General features: G+C 71.1%; 13 protein-coding genes. 4 read left to right on the top strand and 9 right to left on the bottom strand.

From position 1 onward, the window contains the following. Positions 1 to 248: 248 nt before the first annotated feature. A complete protein-coding gene (locus tag ACFWXC_RS38590; protein ID WP_384486374.1) occupies positions 249 to 695 on the bottom strand; it encodes a hypothetical protein in 447 nt (148 codons plus the stop codon). A gap of 138 nt (positions 696 to 833) precedes the next feature. Continuing rightward, positions 834 to 2,042: a S8 family peptidase gene (locus ACFWXC_RS38585; RefSeq protein WP_384486372.1), complete on the bottom strand. Its 1,209-nt coding sequence runs from the start codon at positions 2,040 to 2,042 to the stop codon at positions 834 to 836. A 329-nt stretch (positions 2,043 to 2,371) separates the two neighbouring features. Between ACFWXC_RS38585 and ACFWXC_RS38580 the strand changes: the two genes are divergently transcribed. Further along, positions 2,372 to 3,169 carry an SGNH/GDSL hydrolase family protein gene (locus ACFWXC_RS38580; protein WP_384486370.1) on the top strand — a complete coding sequence of 266 codons (798 nt, stop codon included), beginning with the start codon at positions 2,372 to 2,374 and terminating at the stop codon, positions 3,167 to 3,169. Between the two features lie 32 nt (positions 3,170 to 3,201). Here the strand turns inward: ACFWXC_RS38580 and ACFWXC_RS38575 are convergent, their stop codons facing one another. The 4 genes from ACFWXC_RS38575 to ACFWXC_RS38560 all read right to left on the bottom strand — a co-directional run bounded on the left by ACFWXC_RS38575 (position 3,202) and on the right by ACFWXC_RS38560 (position 9,800). Then, positions 3,202 to 4,815 carry a serine/threonine-protein kinase gene (locus ACFWXC_RS38575; protein ID WP_384486368.1) on the bottom strand — a complete coding sequence of 538 codons (1,614 nt, stop codon included), beginning with the start codon at positions 4,813 to 4,815 and terminating at the stop codon, positions 3,202 to 3,204. Positions 4,816 to 4,859: 44 nt separating this feature from the next. Continuing rightward, entirely contained in the window at positions 4,860 to 6,650 is a 1,791-nt protein-coding gene (locus ACFWXC_RS38570) for a nickel transporter (protein WP_384486476.1), read from the bottom strand. Between the two features lie 29 nt (positions 6,651 to 6,679). Next, positions 6,680 to 8,179, bottom strand: coding sequence for a tetratricopeptide repeat protein (locus tag ACFWXC_RS38565; protein WP_384486366.1), 1,500 nt, complete (start codon positions 8,177 to 8,179; stop codon positions 6,680 to 6,682). Positions 8,180 to 8,273: 94 nt separating this feature from the next. Beyond that, positions 8,274 to 9,800: a DUF4331 domain-containing protein gene (locus tag ACFWXC_RS38560; protein WP_384486364.1), complete on the bottom strand. Its 1,527-nt coding sequence runs from the start codon at positions 9,798 to 9,800 to the stop codon at positions 8,274 to 8,276. Positions 9,801 to 10,007: 207 nt separating this feature from the next. Between ACFWXC_RS38560 and ACFWXC_RS38555 the strand changes: the two genes are divergently transcribed. The 3 genes from ACFWXC_RS38555 (at position 10,008) to ACFWXC_RS38545 (ending at position 11,749) form a co-directional block, all read left to right on the top strand. Continuing rightward, positions 10,008 to 10,550 carry a sigma-70 family RNA polymerase sigma factor gene (locus tag ACFWXC_RS38555; RefSeq protein ID WP_384486362.1) on the top strand — a complete coding sequence of 181 codons (543 nt, stop codon included), beginning with the start codon at positions 10,008 to 10,010 and terminating at the stop codon, positions 10,548 to 10,550. Next, the gene (locus tag ACFWXC_RS38550) at positions 10,547 to 11,350 is read left to right on the top strand and encodes an anti-sigma factor domain-containing protein (protein ID WP_384486360.1); all 804 of its coding nucleotides are present in this window, start codon (positions 10,547 to 10,549) and stop codon (positions 11,348 to 11,350) included. The genes ACFWXC_RS38555 and ACFWXC_RS38550 overlap by 4 nt, the downstream gene beginning before the upstream one ends. A 126-nt stretch (positions 11,351 to 11,476) precedes the next feature. Further along, on the top strand, positions 11,477 to 11,749 hold the full coding sequence (locus tag ACFWXC_RS38545; protein WP_351699696.1) for a hypothetical protein: 273 nt from the start codon (positions 11,477 to 11,479) through the stop codon (positions 11,747 to 11,749). A gap of 15 nt (positions 11,750 to 11,764) precedes the next feature. Here ACFWXC_RS38545 and ACFWXC_RS38540 read toward each other — a convergent pair whose 3' ends face one another. From ACFWXC_RS38540 to ACFWXC_RS38530, 3 genes are all read right to left on the bottom strand, one after another. Further along, on the bottom strand, positions 11,765 to 12,961 hold the full coding sequence (locus ACFWXC_RS38540) for a CaiB/BaiF CoA transferase family protein (RefSeq protein ID WP_384486358.1): 1,197 nt from the start codon (positions 12,959 to 12,961) through the stop codon (positions 11,765 to 11,767). 127 nt (positions 12,962 to 13,088) lie between these two features. After that, on the bottom strand, positions 13,089 to 13,865 hold the full coding sequence (locus tag ACFWXC_RS38535) for an ABC transporter permease (protein WP_384486356.1): 777 nt from the start codon (positions 13,863 to 13,865) through the stop codon (positions 13,089 to 13,091). Then, positions 13,862 to 14,797 carry an ATP-binding cassette domain-containing protein gene (locus ACFWXC_RS38530; RefSeq protein WP_384486354.1) on the bottom strand — a complete coding sequence of 312 codons (936 nt, stop codon included), beginning with the start codon at positions 14,795 to 14,797 and terminating at the stop codon, positions 13,862 to 13,864. Before ACFWXC_RS38530 ends, ACFWXC_RS38535 begins: the two co-directional genes overlap by 4 nt. Between the last annotated feature and the right edge of the window lie 34 nt (positions 14,798 to 14,831).

Raw genomic sequence — 14,831 nt, 5'->3', positions numbered from 1 at the left:
TCGGAAACAACAGTGGTCACACTCGAAATGACAGTGGTCATTGCGGTCACCGAGCACGGCACCCCCCTACCGCGCCCCGCCCCGGAACATCGCGGTCCTTGAGCCCTCCCCTGGAGCCGCTTGCTGACGATCCGATGCGGGTGAGATGTACGACGGTATTGATGATTGGACCAGTATGGCAAGGCCTGGAAGTGAGCCTCACGTTTTTGTTGGTTTGGCCGTTACGAAACTTTGGCCGACCTTGTCCTTCAACTCGAACGGATTTTCCCGGTCCGTCGGGATGTCCGTTTGAGAATTCGTTCCACTGGTCGCAGCCGTACCAGCAGAAGCAGCAGAATGCTGAACGCGGTCACGGCGACGACTCCGCCGCGCCAGGACCAGCGGTGTGTGGCGAGCATGCCCTGTGCGATCAGCATGTCCAGGGCGACCGCGCCCGCCAGTGCGGTGAGCACCCGGGCGAACGGATCGAGTCCGCGCAGCGCCAGACCGATCGCCGCGGCCGGCGCGGCGATCAGGAAGAGCAGCGTGAACGGGCCGCGCAGTGGCGATCCCGAGTCGGTCAGCGCGAGCAGTGCGCCGGTACCGGCGACGGTGGTCGCGGCGCCCGCGAGCAGCGGTCCCAGGTCCCTCCCCGGTCCTGGCCGTGCCCGCTCGTCGCCCTCTGGCGATGGTGTCTTGAGCCGTATGGTCTGCATGGCCGACTTTGCCCCCCAAGGCGTCGGATGCCGGGCTTCAATGTCGCGCAGGAGAACGGGGGGCGTCAAGCGGGTCTCCGGACATGACCGTTCCCCGGAGACACCTGTTGTCTCCGGGGAACAAGTAGTGCGGATTTCTTACGACACGACCTTCAGGAGCTTGTTCGGCGAGCCGGTGCCCACGCTGGTGAGCACGTTGGACGTCGCTCCGTCGACCAGTGCCGTGGCGACCTGGGCCGGGGTGGCCGAGGTGTGGCCCGCGAGGTATACGGCGGCCGCCCCTGCCACGTGCGGGGTGGCCATCGAGGTGCCCGACAGGGTGGCGGTGGCGGTGTCGCTGGTGTTGTAGCCCGCCAGGATCGAGGAGCCGGGCGCGAAGATGTCCAGGACCGAGCCGTAGTTGGAGTAGCTGGCCTTGGCGTCGGAGCTGGTGGTGGCGCCGACCGTGATCGCGGTCGCGACCCGGGCCGGGGAGTACGAGGAGGCGTTGGCGCTGCTGTTGCCGGCCGCGATCGCGTAGGTCACCCCACTGGCTATGGAGTTGGCGACCGCGGTGTCGAGCGAGGTGGAGGCCGAGCCGCCCAGCGACATGTTGGCGACCGCCGGGGTGGTGTGGTTCGAGGTCACCCAGTCGATGCCCGCGATCACGCCGGCCGTGGTGCCCGAGCCGCTGTTGTCCAGCACCCGCACCGCCACGATGTTGGCCTTCTTGGCCACACCGTAGGTCGAGCCCGCGATGGTGGTCGCCACATGGGTGCCGTGGCCGTTGCCGTCGGAGGCGGTGGTGTCACCGTCGACCGCGTCGTAGCCGTAGGACGCACGTCCGCTGATCTGGGTGTGGGTGATGCGCACACCGGTGTCGATCACATAGGCGGTCACCCCACTGCCCGCGGTGTCCGGGTAGGTGTAGGTGCCGGACAGCGGAAGGCTCGCCTGGTCGATGCGGTCCAGGCCCCAGGGGGCGCTGGACTGGGTGGTGTCGGTGAGGTGGACCGTCTGGTTCTGCTCGACCGCGGCCACCGACGGGTCGGCGGCGAGTCTCGCGGCCTGGGTCGCCGAGAGCTTGGCGGAGTAGCCGTTCAGCGCCTTGCCGAACGTCTTGCGGACCGTGCCGCCGTACTCCTTGATCAGACCCTTGCCCTCGGTCGAGGAGGCCTTGAAACCGGCGCTGTTCTTCAGGGTGACGATGTAGCTGCCCTTGACGGCCGTGGGGGAGCCGGCGTGCAGCACCTTGCCGGTGGCGGGTGCGGCCTGGGCGGGGAGTGCGGTGAGTCCGCCGACGAGGGCGGCGGCCGCCGCGGTGGTGACGGCGGCGAACCGCAGCTTCTGAGTACGCAGATGTGCCATTACGAGGGAGTCCTCCTCCAGGCAGCGCGCGTCCGGGTCAGGCGCGCGCGGATGTGGGGGTGTGCGCACGGCTTCGCGCACACGGCCCTGGAGCGTCGCGTTCCGCTCCCGGGCCGAGTAAAGAATCAGTTTTCCCGAGGCAAAGGACAAGAGAGTTGACGACCTGTCACAGAGCTGTCATGGACACGCAATCAAACGCACCGGTAACACACAGGATCGGTCCGGTGAGGACTGGTTGAGGGCCCGAAAAGTTTTGGCATGGACACTTCCCGTCAACACGCGTAGTTGGTACGACAGTTGTGGCAGAGATCCTGCTAAAGGGAGGTTCCATGAGACGTTCCCGAATTACGGCATACGTGACTTCACTCCTCCTCGCCACCGGCCTCGCTCTCGCCGGGGCCGCAACCGAAGCGCAGGCCGCGACCGGCGGCTACGTGGCGCTCGGCGACTCGTACTCGTCCGGCGTCGGCGCCGGCAGCTACATCAGCTCGAGCGGCAGCTGCGACCGCAGCACGAACGCCTACCCCTACCTGTGGAACGCCGCCCACAGCCCCTCCTCGTTCTCGTTCCTCGCCTGCTCGGGCGCGACCACGGGCGACGTGCTCTCCGGCCAGCTGGGCACGCTCAGCTCCTCGACGGCCCTGGTCTCGATCACCATCGGCGGCAACGACGCGGGCTTCGCCGACGTCATGACGACCTGTGTGCTCAGCTCCGACAGCACCTGCCTGTCCCGGATCGGCACCGCCGAGGCCTACGTCGACTCCACACTCCCCGGCAAGCTCGACGACGTGTACGACGCGATCAGCGCCAAGGCCCCCAACGCCAGGGTCGTCGTCATCGGCTACCCCCGCTTCTACAAGCTGGGCACCACCTGCCTCGGCCTCTCCGCGACCAAGCGCTCCGCCATCAACAACGCCGCCGACTACATCGACGCCGCGATCGCCAAGCGCGCCGCCGACCACGGCTTCGTCTTCGGCGATGTCCGCACCACGTTCTCAGGCCACGAGATCTGCTCCAGCAGCTCCTGGCTGCACAGCGTCAACTGGCTGGACATCGGCGAGTCGTACCACCCCACCGCGGCCGGCCACTCCGGCGGCTATCTGCCGGTCCTGACCAGCAACGCGTGACCCTCGGTACGTCGGTAGCGGCTTGCCGGTACTCAGTACGAGCTTGAAGGTGAAGGCGAAGAGGAGGCCCCGCCGGTCGGGGTCTCCGTCGTTTTGGTGCAGGTCACCGAGAACGGCACCGAGTCGGACGTGCCCGTCACCGGGCTGCGCACCTCGACGGCGATCGCGTCGTTGAGCGTCCCGCTGTCGGACCAGGTCGTCACGGTCACCCCGGTCTGCCGGGTCTTCCCGCCGCCGTCAGGGAAGGACAACGTCTTCCACCCCTGGTCTTCGAGCGTCCCCTTCTTCAGCACCCAGCGGTACTGCACCTCCGCGGGCACGCTCCCGACCGTGAACGTCGCCGTGAAGGCGGGGGCCTGCGCGGTCGACGGCGGACAGCTCCCCGAGTAGTCGGTGCGGGATCCGGCCACGCCGACCTTCACGCTCTGCGCGGGCGCGCTGCTGCTGGCGGACGGCGACGGGGACTTGGACTCCGTCTTGCTGCTCCGGCTGGGGGCCGGGGAGTTGAGGTTGCTGGCCGACTGACTGGGGCCGGCGTTGTTGTCGCCGTCATCGCCGTTGTCACGGTTGAGGAGGGCGTACGTCAGCCCGCCGAGCGCGAGGACGACCAGCACCAGCCCGATGACCAGCACGGTACCGGCCCTGCGAGTGCCGTCGCGGTCGGAGCCGGGCGGCCGGGCGTCCATGGGGGTCGGAGAGGGCAGCGGCGGTGTGGGGGACGGCGGTTGAGGCTGGTGGGCGACGCGGGTCGGAGCGTCGTACCGCCCCGGGACCGGCACGGTCGCGGCGGTGCCGGGCGTGCTCCCGACCGAGGGGGTCCCGCCCGCCGCGACCAGCCTGAGGTCCTGCTCGGCCTGTTCGGCCGACAGCCGGTCGGCCGGGTTCTTGCGCAGCAGCCCCTCGATGACGGGCGCGAGCGGCCCGGCCCGGTACGGCGGCGGCAGCTCCTCGTCCACCACGGCACGCAGCGTGTTCAGCGGGGTGTCCAGCCGGAACGGGGAGGTGCCCTCCACCGCCGAGTACAGCAGCACCCCGAGCGACCAGAGGTCCGACTCGGGGCCGAACGCCCGCCCCAACGCACGCTCCGGCGCGAGGTACTCGGGTGAGCCGATCACCTCGCCGGTCATGGTCAGTGCCGAGCTGCCCTCGACGGTGGCGATCCCGAAGTCGGTGAGCACCACCCGTCCGTCGTTCGACAGCAGCACGTTGCCCGGCTTCACATCCCGGTGCAGCACCCCGGCGGCGTGCGCGGCCCGCAGCGCGGACAGCACCTCGGCACCGATGCCGGCGGCCCGCTGCGGGGACATCGGGCCCTCGGTGTCCAGTACGTCGGCGAGGGACACCCCGGGGATCAACTCCATGACGATCCAGGGCCGTCCGCCCTCCATCGCCACGTCGTACACCGTCACCACATTGCGGTTCGCGACCCGGGCCGCGGCCCAGGCCTCACGCTCCAGACGGGCGTACATCCGCTCGACGTCGGGGCCGGGCAGCCCGGCGGGCGCCCGCACCTCCTTGACGGCGACCTCGCGGCCCAGCACCTCGTCGCGGGCCCGCCACACGGTGCCCATGCCGCCCTCGCCGAGCGGGGACAACAGTCTGTAGCGGCCCGCGATCACTCGCTCACGGCCCGGCTCTTCGGTCACGGGTGCTCCCCACGGCAGCTCGCGCTATTCATCACAAACGTAACTCAGAGCAGTGCGGATGCGGCGCCCTTGAGCACCAATCCGGCGCCCAGGGCCACGACCACGAGCGCCGAGGCGAGCGGGGTGGTCCTGCGGACCAGTGTGGCCATGGGATGGGTGGTCCAGCGAGGGCGTTTGTCCAACACCCGGGTCATTCCCGTACCCAGCTTGACGACGGCGAATCCGGCGGCGGTCAGGGTCAGCGCGAGACCGACGCCGTAGGCGACGACCAGAAGCAGTCCGAACCAGGCCTGCCCGAGAGCCGCGGCGCCGACGAGCACGACCACGGCGGAGGGGCTGGGGACCAGGCCCCCGGCGAAGCCGAGGAGGATGGTGCCGCGGAGGGTGGGGGCCGTGTCGTGGGTGTGGGTGAACCCGCCATGACTGTGCGGCATGTTGGTGTGGCCGGCACTGGGGGCTGCGCCCCCGGACCCCCCTTCGGCCTGAACGGCTTCGCCCTCAAGTGCCGGACGGGCTGTGAGGGATGCGGACCGGCCGTCGGCCTCGGCCGTCGTGGCGGTGGCATGTGCCCGGGCGTCGTGACCATGGCTGTGACCGTCAGCGTGGCTGTGGCCGTGGTCGTGCGGGTGCGGGTGACCATGTTCGTGGTCGTGGTCGTGCGTGTGGCCCCGCTCATGTGCGTGGGCGTGACCGTCGCCGTGGTCGTGCGTGCGGGCGTGTACGTGGCCCTGCTCGTGGGCTCCGACCAGGGCGAGCTCTCGCTTCTCGGCTGCCGCGTGCGCGTGCTCGTGTTCATGCGCGTGGTCGTGCTCGTGGTGATGGCCGTGGGCGTGCGCCTGCTCGTGGGCCCGGTTCCGCCACGCCCTCCGCGTCAGGTTCGCGCCCGCCGCCAGGACCATGAGGCCGCTCGCGATGCCCAGCCAGGCGATCACCGACGGGGTGGCCGCCGAGCCCGCCGTGACCAGGATGCCCAGGGCCACCACGCCCAGCGTGTGGGTGACGGTGACCGACGCGGCCAGCGGGAGGACGTCACGGAGGCGGGCGCGGCCGCCGCGGGCCGCCGCCGTCGCCGCCATCAGCGTCTTGCCGTGACCCGGCGCCAGCGCGTGCATCGCGCCCAGGCCGATCGCGATGAACAGCGCGAGCGCCGCGAAGCCGACGCTGAGGTGGTTGCGGGCGACCAGGTCGGTGAGGGCCTGGGTCCAGTGGTCGACGCCCCGGGGGAGGATCGCGGCGCCCGGGGCGTCCTGCCGTTCCTCGGCGAGGGCCGGCCCGCCCGGCCGTACGTGCACGGCGGCGGTCGTGACGTCCGCCGGGGAGGAGAGCAGGTCCTTGGGGTAGCTGGTGAGTTCGTGGGAGACGGACGTCTTCGGTACGTCCGTCCTCGTCAGCGTCATCCGGTCGCCGCGGGCCGTGATCTCCCGCCAGCCGGGACCGGTGTCGGTGCCCGCGCTGTGGAAGGAGAGGGTGGCCGTGCTGCCCTTGGGGAGGGGTGCGGTGAGGCGGCACTCGACGCGGAGGGTGTCCAGACCTGCCTGGCCGGGACGCAGTTCGGCGTGGCTGGTCGCGACGGTGAGCGCGGTCGCCCTGCCGTCGACGGTGAGGGTGCTGCCGTCGGCCGCGGTCGCGCAGCGCTGCTCGGCCCACCCGGCCGTGCCCAGCCGCTTCAGGTCGGGCTTGGCCTGGGTCGCCGGGATCTCGGCCAGGTCCTCGACATGGTCGACGCGGAGCTGCCCGGGGGCGGCGACGAGACCGTCGTACTTGTTGACGGTGAAGTTGCCGAGCGGGTGGGCGCTCGCGGCCGTGGCCGGCAGCAGCGTGAGGCCGCAGACCATGACGAAGAGGGCGGCGGCGCGGCGGCGGTTCACTTCGAGGCCTCCAGCGCCTTACGGGCCGTACGGGCGCCCAGCGGGGAGAAGCCGGGGTTGAGCTCGAGGGCCTTGGTGAGGGCGGCCCGGCCGGCCGCCTTGTCGCCGTTCGCCAGCTCGATCATGCCCAGGTGGTAGATGAAGGAGGCGTTGCGGTAGCCGGTGGCGGTGGCCCGGCGGGCGTACGGCAGCGCTTCCTCGTCCTTGCCGTTGACGTGCAGCGCCCAGGCCAGCGCGTCCGCCGTGTGCACGGTGTGGCGGCGGGCCCACTCGGCGCGGGCGGCCTTGAGGGCCTCGGCCTTGTCGCCGTGGTCGGCGGCGGCGAGCGCGGTGTCGAGGTCGGCGTTGACGCCGTTGGCGCGGGCCAGCGCGATCCAGGCCTCGACGAGCGCGTACTGGTCCTCGGCCTTGGCCTTGTCGCCCGTGGCGTTCCGGTCCTCGTACAACTCGCCGAGCTCCACGAGCGGCTGGGGCAGCGGATAGCGGGAGACGACCAGTTCCATGCCCTTGATGGCGGCGGCCCGGTCGCCGCTCGCCGCCTGGGCGCGGGCCCGGCCCTCCAGCGCGGGGAGGTAGTTCTCGTCGGCGGTCAGCGCGCGGGCGTAGTAGTCGAGCGCGCTCTTGTAGTCGCCCTGGTTCCAGGCGAGCAGACCGAGCTGCGCGGCCACGTAGGCGATGTCGCCCTTCGAGGTGGCCGTGGACAGCGCCTGCTCCAGCACCTGCCGCGCGGTCTTCACGTCGCCCCGCAGCTCCCGCACGTACGCGTACCGGGTGAACACCGGTACGCCCGGCTTGCGCTGGTCGGCCAGGTCGGCCGCCTTCGCCGCGTCGGCGTAGCGGCCGAGTTCGACCAGGGCGTCGACACGGGAGGACAGGGCGCCCGCGTTGTACGGGTTCTGCTCGAGAGCCTGGTCCGCGTAGGTGAGCGCCTGGGCGAACTGGTGCCGGGCGGCGGCCAGCGCGGCCTGGCCGGCCAGCGCCTGGTCGTTGCCCGGGGTGATCCGGAGCGCCTGCTCGAGGGCCTTCTCGGCCTGCGGGTAGCGGGACGGATCGCCCTTGGTGCGCGCCTGCTCGACATAGGCGAGCCCCAGGGTGGCCCAGCTGTCGGAGTCCTTCGGCTGGGTGCGGAGATGGGCCTGGAGGGAGGCGATGCTGGTGTCGAGATCCCCGCTCGCGAGCAGCGCCGGTGACACGGCACTCGACGCGGCCATCGGCGTGCCGCCGTCCCCGGAGGCCCCGAAGGCGATCGCTCCGCCGGTCAGTGCGATCGCCAACAGCACCGCGGAACCCGCGAGTTGGGCGCGCCGCCAGTTCCGCCCCGCGGCGGCGAAGCGGCGCAGGGCGGTGACCCGCTCGTCGTCCTTCGGGTCGGCGGGCTGCTTGTCGTTCGTACCCGGGGCCATGCCCTCTCCTACATAGATGTCGCCTGGGGTGGCGCGGCCCGCTGCCGTGGGGGATTGAGTGGGAAGCGGGCCGCGCCAGTCAATGGGGGGCATTCAGCGCCCGTAAGGGGCGCGGTGAGCGCGGGGAACCGCGAGACCGGCCGCAACCGGGCCCGCAGTCACCCCACTACCTCAGTCGCAACGGCGCTCAGTACGGCCGCTGCATCCGACGGCGCCACCAGCCGAACGCCGTACCGATCAGCAGCACGCCCGCCGCACCCGCGGCCGCGGAACCGGCGATCAGCGTCGTGTTGCTGCTGCTGTCGGAGCTGGTCAGGGCGTCGCCCAGGGCGCTCTTCGTGCTGCTCCCGGCAGCCTTGGCGAGCGCGCCGCGCGAACCGGACGTCGGCTCGGCCACGTACGGGAAGTACTTCTCGAAGCCCTTGTCGTTCTTGTCGACCGCGTCGCCCAGGTCGTTCTTGGATCCGACCAGCTCGCCCTCGACGACCTGCAGCGCCTCGTCGATCACGTCGTCGGTGAGCCGGCGCCCGTTCGGGAAGCCCGCGTTGTCACCGTCCAGGACACCGAGCCGCTTGGGCTTGGCGGTGGGCTTGATGGACGTGTTCAGGCGGAGCATCTCCGACGGCGTCGCGTACGGCTGCTCCTGGTTGAGGCCCTTGACGCCCGTGAGGAACACGCTGACGAGGTCGTCGCGCGGTTCCTTCGGCGCCTTGATGTTGTAGATCGCCTCGATGAGCTTCGGCAGCTCCGGGTTGGTCACGTTCTTCAGGAACTGCCCGTCGTCCTTGGGCTCGGACGCGTTGAACTTGTCCTTGTCCTTCTGCGGGTTGACGACCTCGTTGACCAGCGGGTTGCCGAGGCGCGAGACCTGCGCGTAGTAACCCTGCGCGTTCTTGCGCTGGGTCGTCGCGTAGATGCCGACGGTCGGGCGCGAGGCCGACTGCCGGATCAGGGAGTTCGGCACCTGGAGGGCGATCGTGTTGACGTTGTAGCCCTTGAGGGTGTCCCGGCCGACCTCGGAGAGGTTGCCGCCGTACAGCAGGTCGAAGACGCGCAGGTCGGCGAAGAACGGGTCGTCCGCCTGCCCGGCGAAGGTCGCGCCGCCGTTCGACGTCTTGTAGATGGCCTGGGAGCGCAGCTTCGCGTAGTCCGGCATCGACGCCTTGCCGACGTTCGACGGGGCCGCCGGGATGTCGTCGGCGATCGTCGTCTTGTACTGCTGCTTCCCCTTCTTCAGCTTGATGAGGTCGAGGTCGTACGACTGCGTGACGTTCAGGTCGGGGTCGGTCAGGTTGTTGACCACGCCCGTGTTGTAGAGAAACGTCTTCTTGTTCTTGATCTGGGTGTGGAAGGTGTAGCGGAAGATCAGGTCGTCCAGCGCGTCACCGTTGTTGTCGATGTGGATGTCGTACTGGGCGTCGTCGGCGAACTGGTAGAAGTTCGGGCCGCCGGCCGGTTCCTCGAAGGGGATGTAGTCCGACACGATGGTCGTCGTGTCGGGCTTGTCCGGACTGACGAACGCGTACAGGTCGGTGTTGTCGTACTGGGGGGTGCCCGAGATGAGCGGGGCTTCCCGGTGGGAGGAGGCAGAGGCCGCTCCCGGTTCCAGCGCGGCGACGCTGGCGGCTGTGATCCCGCCGGTGGCCAGTGCCCCACAGATGAGCGAGACAAGGCCCTTGCGCCCCGCGCCACTCCTGGAGATTAGAGGTGTCATGCCGTCCGTCCCTCGGTCCCAACTTGCTTGACGGACGGGTATACGGAGCAGGAGGGCCGTTTGGATTGGTCCGAAGAAAAAAATCTTTTTTTCATGCTCGACCCGCGTTTTGAACGCTCGCATACGTACTTCCGCCGGAGGTGCGTCAGTTTGCGAATGCCTGGTGTGGGAGGACGGGCCGGGTGCGGCCACAGAAGGGGGAACGGGGTGGAGGCGGACGAACTGCTCTTGCTCGTCGCGGCCGGTGACCAGAAGGCGTTCGAGGATCTCTACGGACTGGTGTCCGGTCCGGTGTTCGGGCTCGTACGACGCGTGGTCCGTGACCCCGCCCAGTCCGAGGAGGTGGCCCAGGAGGTGCTCCTCGAACTCTGGCGTTCCGCACCCAAGTTCGACCCGGGCCGGGGCAGTGCCTTCTCCTGGATCCTCACCCTCGCCCACCGCCGCGCCGTCGACCGGGTGCGCAGCGCCCGGGCGGCCGGCGAACGCGAACAGCGCGAGGCGCTGCGCGCGGGCGAACCGGCCTTCGACCAGGTCGCCGAGGAGGTGGAGGCCGGCCTGGAGCGCGAATGGGTACGCCGCTGCCTGGACCGCCTCACCGCACTCCAGCGCCAGTCGGTCACCCTCGCCTACTACGACGGCTACACGTACCGTGAGGTGGCCGAGCGGCTCAAACTGCCGCTGGGCACGGTCAAGACACGGATGCGCGACGGACTCACCCGGCTGCGCGACTGCCTGGGAGGTGCCGCATGAGCCTGGCCGGCCGCCTGCTGCACCGCGAGGACCTGCACTCGCTTGCCGCGCCCTACGCCCTGGACGCCCTGGAGCCCGGCGAACGGCGCCGCTTCGAGAAGCACCTGGGGGACTGCGACCGGTGCGCCGCCGAGGTCCGGGCGCTGACCGAGGACGCGGTACGGCTGGCCTGGTCCACGGCCGCCCCGCCGCCCCTCGCGATGCGCGACCGGGTCCTGGCCGCCGTACGCGCCACCCCGCAGGCACCGTCCCCCGCCCGCGAGCGCGTCCCCAATCTGCCGCCGCACGTCTGGGGCGGGCAGCCCCCGCCGCCGCGCAGACGGCGGCGCCCCCTGTTCGTGCCGTTCGCCACCGCCACCGCGGCCGCCGCGCTGGTCGTCGCCTCCCTGTTCGCCGTGCAGGCCGGCCGGACCCAGGACCAACTGGACGCGGAGCGGGCCCAGTCGCGTGAGATCGCCCACGTTCTGGCCGCGACCGACGCCCGTGCGACCAGCGGCAAGGACGCCCAGGGCCGAAGTATCGGAGCGGTGGTCTCCGCATCGGAGGGGCAGGCCGTCGTCACGCTCAGCGGATACGGTGCCCTGTCGAAGGGGCGCGTGCACCAGCTCTGGCTGATGCGCCCCCATGTGCAACCGCGCTCCCTCGGGCTTTTCAAGGCCGACACGCCCTTGGTCGCCACCGGTCTCGACAAGTCCGCGACATCACTCGCCGTAACCGTCGAGCCCGCGGGCGGCTCGGCGCAGCCCACCAGCCAGCCGGTTGTCCAACTCGCCCTGAAATCGGTCGGATTCGGAGAGTAGTCGACGAGGGGTCGTCAACAGCCTTGCGGGGAAGGTGAATCCTGTGACCGCGATACACGAGTGCCCCATCGGGGCGATAGGGTTACCCTGCCCGGGCCGGGTGGACTCGTACGGGTGGGGAGTGACATGGATCAGATAACACGCAGCAGGGCGAGGGTTCCTGCGATCACCTGCGGGAGCGGCGCCACCAGTTCGCGCCTCGACCGCCATCTGTCGGTGCTGGCGGGACCCGCCATACCGCAGCAGCAGGCGGTCGAGGCGACGTCGCTGATGCGTGAGCTGACCGCGCGTGAACCCGCGCAGCGCAGCGACCGGGGTGCGCGGGTCAGCCGCGTCTCCCTCTTCGCGCCGCTGCGTCGGCTGCGCCGTTCGCTTTTCGGCGGCAGCGACAAGCACTGACCGCCAGGCTCGCGCTCAGGCAGCCACACCGTCCCGGCGCAGCGCTGCTGTTTCGGCGTCCGTCATCCCCACGGCGCGCAGCAGCGCCTCGGTGTGCTGTCCGAGCGCGGGCACGTCCCCCATCCGCGCCTCGTCCCCGCCCGGCAGCGTGATGGGCGGCAGCAGCGCACGCAGCGGCCCGACCGGCGACCCCACCTCCCGCCACCGCTCCCGGGCCGCCAGCTGCGGATGCTCCGCCAGCTCGTGCAGATCCCGCAGCCGCGCGCACGCGATGCCCGCGGCTTCGAGGCGCTCCACCGCCTCGTCGGTGCCGACCGCCCCGAGCGCCGTCGCGACCAGCTCGTCGGTCCGCGCCCGGTTCGCCACCCGCGCCGGGTTCGTCGCGAACGCCGGATCCGAACCCAACTCCGCCCGCCCGATCACCTGTTCGGCCAGCCGCCGCCACTCCCGGTCGTTCTGCACCGACAGCAGCACCCGCCCGCCGTCCCCGGTCGGGTAGGCGTCGTACGGCGCGATCACCGCGTGTGCCAGACCGGTGCGCTCGGGCGGGGTCCCGCCGTGCAGGGTGTGGTGCAGCGGATGCCCCAGCCACTCGGCCAGTGCGTCCAGCATCGACACCTCCACCGGCCCGCCCCGGCCGGTCGTCCCGCGCCGCACCAGCGCCGCGAGGACGCCCGAGAAGGCGTACATGCCCGCCGCGATGTCCGCCGCCGGGATCCCGGCCTTCACCGGCTGCTCCGGCGTCCCGGTCACCGACACCAGGCCCGCCTCGCACTGCACCAGCATGTCGTACGCGCGTTTGCCGGCGTACGGTCCTGACGCCCCGTATCCGGAGATGTCCACGGCGATCAGGCGGGGGTGCGCGGCGCACAGCGTGGCCGCGTCGAGACCGAGCCGGACGGCGGCCCCGTGCGCGAGGTTCTGCACGAAGACGTCCGCGTCCGCGACGAGCCTTCGCACGACGTCCAGGCCGCGCGGGTCCTTCAGATCCAGCGCGATGGACTCCTTGCCCCGGTTGCACCACACGAAGTGCGAGGCGAGGCCCTGGGCGGCGGTGTCGTAACCGCGCGCGAAGTCGCCACCGTCGATCCGCTCGACCTTGACGACCCTGGCGCCCAGATCGGCGAGCTGCCGAGTGGCGAAGGGCGCGGCCACGGCCTGTTCGACGGCGACGACGGTGATGCCCTCCAGGGGCAGCGGGAGACGATCCATGGGCTGGATCATGACCCGCGACCGGCGCTTCTGTCAGCAGCGCCGCCACGACCGGGGCTGTCGGCCGCGTGCTGCCGCCGGGCCGGTCAACAGCTCCCCTGCCGCCGAGCCGGTGCCGCGGCTTGTGTCAGCTGCGGCCGTACCGGCGTACGGCCAGCGGCAGGAAGACGGCGGTCAGGAGCACGCTCCAGGCGAGCGAGCCCGCGACCGGGTGGGCCACCGGCCAGGCGGCGCCCTCCGGGACGGGCGCGTTGCCGAAGAGGTCGCGCAGGGCCGTCGTCACCGCGCTGATCGGGTTCCACTCGGCCGCCGTGCGCAGCCAGCCCGGGAGGTTGCCGGTGGGGATGTAGGCGTTGGAGAGCAGCGGCAGGACGAAGGATGCCGCGCCGAGCTGACCCGCGGCCTCCTCGCTGCGGCTGAGCAGACCGAGGAAGATGCCGACGGACGTGCAGGCGAACCGGAACAGGAGCAGCAGCCCCACCGCGCCGACGGCCGCGACCGCCGATCCCTCGACGCGCCAGCCCACGGCGAGGCCCACCAGGAGCAGGGGCACGGTACCCGCCGTGGTGACGACGAGATCGGCCGCGGCCTGCCCCAGCGGTACGGCGGCCCGGCTCACCGGCATGGTCCGGAAGCGGTCCATCACACCCCGGTGGGTGTCCTGGGCGGCCTGGAACATCCCGGTCATCACCCCGCCGGCCGCGGTCGCCACCAGCAGCCCCGGCACGAGGAAGGAGCGGTACTCCGGGCCCGGCATCGCCAGCGCGCTGCCGAAGACATAGCCGAAGAACAGCAGCATGTTGACCGGCATCATCTGGGTGAGGACCGCCAGGCCCGGGCTGTTGCGGACCCGGCGCAGCTGCCGGCCCGCCATCGCCACACCGTCGTACGCGAGCGCGCTCATACGGGACTTCCCGTCAGTCGGAGGAAAACGTCGTCCAGGGTCGGCGGTCTGAGGCTCGCGTCGAGCAACGGCACCTCCGCCGCGTCGAGTTCGCGCACCAGCCGGGGGAGGGTGAGCGTCGGGTCGGTGGTGAGGGCGCCGACGGTGTGCCGGTCGTGGTCGAACCGCGGCTCGGTTCCGGTGAGGTGGTCGAGCACGGCGGCGGCCTTCGCCAGCGCGTCCGGATCGGCGACCACCGCCTCCGCGTACCAGCCGATGAGCGCCTTGAGCTCGGCGGGGGTGCCGGTCTGCGCCACCCGACCCTCGTCCATCAGCACGATGTCGTCGGCGAGCCGGTCGGCCTCCTCCAGGTACTGCGTGGTCAGCAGCACGGTCGTACCGTCCGCCGTCAGCTCCCGCACCGCGTCCCAGATGCCGTTCCTGCTGACCGGGTCGAGGCCGGTGGTGGGCTCGTCGAGGAACAGCACCTCGGGCCGGCGGACCAGGCTCGCCGCGAGGTCGAGACGGCGGCGCATACCGCCCGAGTAGGTGGCGGCCTTGCGGTCGGCGGCCTCGGCGAGGCCGAAGCGGTCGAGCAGTTCGGCCGCCCGGTCGTTCGGTCCCCGCACCCGGTGCAGCCGGGCGAACAGACGCAGGTTCTCGCGACCGGTGAGATCGCCGTCGACCGAGGCGTACTGCCCCGTGACGCCGATGCTGCGGCGCACGGCCGCCGCCTCCCGTACGAGGTCGTGCCCCGCGATGCGGGCGGAGCCCGCGTCCGGCCGAAGGAGCGTGGTCAACAGCCGTATGGCCGTCGTCTTCCCTGCCCCGTTCGGCCCGAGCAGTCCGCAGACCGAGCCCTGCCGGACGGCCAGATCGAGGCCGCGCAGGGCGTGCACAGCGCCGAAGCGCTTCTCCAGACCTTCACTAAGTACACCGTACGCAGTAGGCATGGGTCGACCATAGCGCACTGCGTACGGTGTACGT

It is taken from the genome of Streptomyces sp. NPDC058683 (assembly GCF_042716195.1).
In the GTDB taxonomy this organism is placed as follows: Bacteria; Actinomycetota; Actinomycetes; order Streptomycetales; family Streptomycetaceae; genus Streptomyces.
This window is presented reverse-complemented; position numbering and strand designations above follow the sequence as displayed.